Here is a 4,428-nt window from a genome sequence, read left to right on the forward strand (position 1 = left end):
CACCGCCCACCCTTGACCGATGACCCGCTCGACGAGCAGTTCACGACCGTGCTGGTTCAGGCGGGCATTACCGTGGGACATGAGGACCTCCGGTCCGGTAGGCGACTTAGACATCACCCACCGCACCCGGGGGTCCTCCCTTACGTCAACCCCGACACGGAGTGTCACCAACCTCTTGGCTGAGTACAACTAGGACGCCAGACTTCTGGTGCTCGGACGCCGCGCGGGCAGGGGGCTACTGCCGACCGCGTCTCCCTCGGTCTGCTTGCGGTACTGAAGCTCGAGTGGGGGGAGCGCTTGGCTGGCCGTAGTTGGGCGGCTGTTAGTCACCGCTGGGTGAGGCTGGGTCGTCGTCGACCTGGCGGTCTGTCGCGTTCACGGTTGAGATTCGTCGCTCGGCCGACCCTTATCGACAATGGCGTTCAACTGGACTTTCGGGCGGATCGTCTCAGCCTCGTCGGCCGCAGCGCGCTGCAAGTCTCCACTAGCTGTAGTGACCGGACACGTTGATCGAGCGATCTGGCATTCTCTGGCAGCCCGAACCCCTCGCATCGTGTTCCGCTGTTGTCCGCACGGGAGGGCTTCAGGAGCTGACTCCGTCTGGCTCGGTGGCGATGGCAAGCCTTGTTGCCCAGCCCCTCGCGTGGACGATGGCCTCCTCCGGGCCGTCGATGGTGAATGGGGCACCGATCGCCACCAAGGCAAATGTGGCCCAGTCCAAGTCTGTGGCTGCGATGACAACGAGGCAGGTAATTGGGTCGATCGGGGTGGCGGTGCCCCACTCTCCGAGCGCGCGTTGGGCTGCCTGTGCGGGGGTCTGGATGGTGGCGGTGAGGTTGTGGACCACCGGGGCGCTCATCACGCTCGTGCGCACATATTCGGCCGGATCAGCCACTGGCAGCTGGCGCGGCGCAAAAGTCTCCCTCGTGCGCTTGGGCTTCGCGATCCGGTCCATGCGGAAGGTACGCCAGTCTGAACGCTGCAGGTCGTAGGCGACCAAGTACAGGCGCTGGTGCAGGGAGACCACGTGATGGGGTTGCGTCGTGCGCTGTGATCGGTTGCCGTGTGCATCTGTGTAGACGAACTCAACGGTCTCGTGGTCGCGCGCTGCCAACGACAGCGTCGTGAGCGCAACTGTGTCAACAGTTGGCGGGATTCCATAGGGGCCGGGCAAGGTGGCGACGTGTCGGAGGGAGTCAATGCGTCGGCGAATCTTGGTGGGCAGGACTTGGACGATCTTGGACAGGGCAGTCACGGCAGCGCCCGACTCGGTGGAGTGGGCGCCAGTGGCTGCGTCCTTCAATGCCAGGACCACGGCGGCCGCCTCGTCCTCGCTGAGCACCAAAGGCGGTAGACACCCCCCGGGCGCAAGTTGGTAGCCGCCTCCTGTCCCTCTGGTCGTGACGATCGGGTAGCCCAGTTCCACCAAGCTCTCGACATCGCGTCGCAGTGTCCGAGGGCTGACCCCCAGACGTTCAGCCAACTCCTCGCCGGACCAATGACGTCGGCTCTGGAGGAGCGCGAGAAGCTCCAGCACCCGTGCACTGATCGTCGACATGCCACGATGCTACGAGGTCTTGTGGTCATATTTCGTCCACATGGGTCGCTTGGATGAACACATGGTTCACCACTCACCACCCATGATCTCCGTCGATGGCTTGCGCCGCGTCTTCGCCGCCCGCGGCGGGGAGGACGTAGTCGCAGTTGACGACATTTCCCTGTCGGTGCCCCAAGGCGAGACCGTCGCAATCCTCGGCCCCAACGGCGCTGGCAAATCGACGCTGATTCGGATGCTCACCACGTTGCTCCCACCATCGGCAGGCAGCGCCCGCGTTGCTGGCTGCGATGTCGTCAGGGCGGCCAGTCGTGTGCGCTCAGTGATCGGCTACGTCGGTCAAGGCAACAGCGCAGGACATGCACAGCGCGCCAAGGACGAGGTCATCAGTCAGGCCAGGATCTACGGCGCCAGCCGTGACCAGGCAAGCCGGCGTGCTGATGAACTGTTCACCACCTTCGATCTCCAAGGCATGGAGCAGCGACGCACGCGCGAGATGTCGGGAGGCCAGCGCCGCCGCCTCGACCTGGCCATGGGGCTGGTCCACAACCCGCGCCTGCTGTTCCTCGATGAACCCACCACCGGCCTCGACCCCCAGAACCGCGCCTACCTGTGGGAGCACATCCGTCGGCTCCGAGAAGACACCGGAATGACGGTCGTCCTCACCACGCACTATCTCGACGAGGCAGACGCCATGGCCGAACGCATCATCATCGTGGATCACGGGCGCATCCTGGCCGACGGGTCCGCCCGGGAACTCAAGGATCGCCACGTCGGCAGCCACGTCACCTTGGTCACCAGCGACCAACCTTCCGCGCATGTGCTGGCTGCGCACCTGGGCGAGGCCCAAGAAGTGCTGCACGCCTCCGCGAGCGGTTGCACCGTGCGCGCCCACGTCACGGATACCCGCTCGTCCATGCCCCATCTGCTCACCCTGGCCGCAGGCCACGGGATCACCGTCACCCGGGCACACGGCGAGGAATCCAGCCTCGACGATGTCTTCCTCACCTTGACCGGGCGCAGCTTGCGCGACACCGCCACCACCAAGGAGTCCGCATGACCACCATCAGCACGTCTCGGCGAAGCATCGCCACCGATACCCTCTTGGTCGCTGCCCGCGAGCTCAAGCCCGTGGCGAGCGACCCCTCTCCCTGGTGGTCGGACTCGTCCAACCCCTGTTCTTCCTGCTCCTGTTCGGCCCCTTGCTGAACACCGAAGGCGGACCCTCATGGAGTTGGTTCGTGCCCGGTGTCCTGGTGATGATCGCCTTGTTCGGTACCGCTGGGGCAGGCTCGAACCTGCAGATGGACCTCGTCAGCGGAACCCACGAACGCCTCTTGGTCACCCCACTGGCACGACCGGCCCTCTTCCTGGGCAAATCCCTCAAGGAGTTCACACCGCTGACCGCCCAAGCACTGGTGATCATCCTGGTCATGGTGCCCTTCGGATTCAGGCCCAGCCCCGCAGGCGCCCTCATTGGCCTACTCCTCCTGGGAATCCTCGGCCTCGGGATCGGATCACTCAGCTACGCGCTGGCCCTGGCGGTCCGCGAGCAGGACTGGCTGTTCTGGACCGTGCACCAGACCTTGCTCTTCCCGCTGATGATCCTGTCCGGAATGCTCCTGCCCCTCGACGCCGCACCCCAGTGGATGCGGGCACTGGCCACGGCCAACCCCCTCACCCACGTGGTCAACGCCGAACGCGACCTGTTCGCGGGACAACTGGCCACTACCAACGTCGGCTGGGGCTTCGCCGCGGCTCTCCTAACCGCCGCAATCGGCGCCCTCGTCGGGATCCGCTCTCTGAACCGCAGCACCACCTAGCCAACCCATCGCGAAAGGACACACCAGCATGAACATCCTCGTCACCGGCGCCACGGGCCGCATCGGCAGCCACCTCGTCCACCAACTCCTGTCCGAGGGTCACCACGTCCGCGCCCTCACACGGCATCCTGATCAGGCCCAACTTCCCAAGGACGTGGAGGTCGTCCAAGGTGACCTCACCGACACCGACTCGCTGCGCCGCCCGCTTCGCGAAATCGAGGCAGTCCACCTCATCACCTTTGGAGGAGACTACGGCGAACCCCTCGCCAACGGCGCCGACATCATCGCCCTCGCGATGCAAGCAGGCGTCCAACGAGCAAGTGTCCTCGCAGGCTGGGCACCCACCAGCATCGAAGAGGCCCTCGAGGACAGTTTTCTGGCCTGGAGTCGAGTCGAACCAGTCGAAGTCATGTACAACACCACCGACTGGTCCGAAGAGATCAGAGACCGCAACACGGTGTCCACCTTGGCCACCTACCCGAGCGCCATCGTCCACGAGGCAGACATCGCCGATGTCCTCGCCTGTGTCATCACCCAAGACGGACACGCAGGGCAGAACTACCGAGTCACCGGCCCAGAGGCCCTCACGCCGGCCAAACGGACCGAAATCCTGTCCCAGGCAATCGGCCGCCCAATCCGTCACGTCCAGCTCACAGAGGACCAAGAGCGGGCACGACTGGCAACACATGGCCTCGGCGATGACTACGTCGAGTTCGGCATCCAACTCGCCACCAACCCACCTGAAGGAGCCGGGCACGTCCTGGACACCGCCCCCCGACTCACAAAGCACGCCGGACGGACCTTCGAAGAATGGGCACGCACGCACGCCGCCACCTGGTGACCATCAACGACGCCCCCGCGCACCAGCCAAGACTTGCTCAGCCCACCGGACGCGGGCGGCAGCTTCAAGGCCGCCGCCCCCTTGACCTTGGAGCACCAACGTCGCACCTGGATCTGAACCGCCCCGGCGTGTCCGGAGGCTCCGTTCCTTGGGAAGGATGGAGTCATGTCAGGGAGTACATCGAAGAGGTATCCGGCCGAGCTGCGTGA

Annotated in this window: 4 protein-coding genes; 3 read left to right on the forward strand and 1 reads right to left on the reverse strand. The window is 65.0% G+C overall.

All coding sequences use genetic code 11. From position 1 onward, the window contains the following. Positions 1–583 precede the first annotated feature (583 nt). A complete protein-coding gene (locus tag B9B60_RS16675; protein ID WP_084453212.1) occupies positions 584–1,558 on the reverse strand; it encodes a helix-turn-helix transcriptional regulator in 975 nt (324 codons plus the stop codon). Between the two features lie 82 nt (positions 1,559–1,640). Here B9B60_RS16675 and B9B60_RS16680 point away from each other — a divergent pair, with 82 nt between their 5' ends. The 3 genes from B9B60_RS16680 (at position 1,641) to B9B60_RS16690 (ending at position 4,219) form a co-directional block, all read left to right on the forward strand. Beyond that, positions 1,641–2,615 carry an ATP-binding cassette domain-containing protein gene (locus B9B60_RS16680; RefSeq protein WP_084453214.1) on the forward strand — a complete coding sequence of 325 codons (975 nt, stop codon included), beginning with the start codon at positions 1,641–1,643 and terminating at the stop codon, positions 2,613–2,615. Between the two features lie 94 nt (positions 2,616–2,709). Then, positions 2,710–3,378 carry an ABC transporter permease gene (locus B9B60_RS16685; RefSeq protein WP_234993916.1) on the forward strand — a complete coding sequence of 223 codons (669 nt, stop codon included), beginning with the start codon at positions 2,710–2,712 and terminating at the stop codon, positions 3,376–3,378. A gap of 28 nt (positions 3,379–3,406) precedes the next feature. Then, positions 3,407–4,219, forward strand: a complete 813-nt coding sequence (locus B9B60_RS16690) for an NAD(P)H-binding protein (RefSeq protein ID WP_084453216.1) — start codon at positions 3,407–3,409, stop codon at positions 4,217–4,219. Positions 4,220–4,428 lie beyond the last annotated feature (209 nt).

The sequence above is a fragment of the Janibacter indicus genome (genome assembly GCF_900176385.1).
GTDB classification, from domain to species: Bacteria; Actinomycetota; Actinomycetes; order Actinomycetales; family Dermatophilaceae; genus Janibacter; species Janibacter indicus.

What these genes read in the sequence shown, in the direction of transcription:
- B9B60_RS16690 (WP_084453216.1), top strand. Translation starts at nt 3,407, where the DNA reads ATGAACATCCTCGTCACCGGCGCCACGGGCCGCATCGGCAGCCACCTC.
- B9B60_RS16675 (WP_084453212.1), bottom strand. Translation starts at nt 1,558, where the DNA reads ATGTCGACGATCAGTGCACGGGTGCTGGAGCTTCTCGCGCTCCTCCAG.
- B9B60_RS16680 (WP_084453214.1), top strand. Translation starts at nt 1,641, where the DNA reads ATGATCTCCGTCGATGGCTTGCGCCGCGTCTTCGCCGCCCGCGGCGGG.